This is a genomic window from Colwellia marinimaniae (assembly GCF_002207865.1).
GTDB classification, from domain to species: Bacteria; Pseudomonadota; Gammaproteobacteria; order Enterobacterales; family Alteromonadaceae; genus Colwellia; species Colwellia marinimaniae.
In genome coordinates this window covers 1-271 of the sequence record NZ_BDQM01000278.1, presented here as the reverse complement: position 1 = coordinate 271, position 271 = coordinate 1, and the positions used below count along the sequence as shown (strand labels likewise).

At 62.0% G+C, this 271-nt stretch carries 1 protein-coding gene; it reads right to left on the bottom strand.

Going from position 1 to position 271, the window contains the following annotated elements; genetic code table 11:
* Positions 1-10: 10 nt before the first annotated feature.
* Positions 11-271: cobaltochelatase subunit CobN (locus tag MTCD1_RS19275; RefSeq protein WP_200818676.1), on the bottom strand; the 261-nt coding region annotated here is incomplete at its 5' end.

Here is a 271-nt window from a genome sequence, read left to right as displayed (position 1 = left end):
CGCCTGAACCTCATCCAGCAGATCCTCGACCACCGCCAGGCAGCCGGGCTCTTTCAAACTGGCCACCGCCATCGGCAGCGGGGTTAAGACCCGCCGCCTGCAAGCGCTGGCAGAAAACATCAATAAAACCAGTATTGGCCGCCTGCAAGTGCGAACGGTAGAACAGCACCGCCGCTACCGGCCATTCGGCGTTCCAGTCTGCCTGCCAGTGACTCAGGCGGGCATTGGCCTGGTACGGGTGATAAATCGCCGTGCGAGGCAAGGTTTGCGG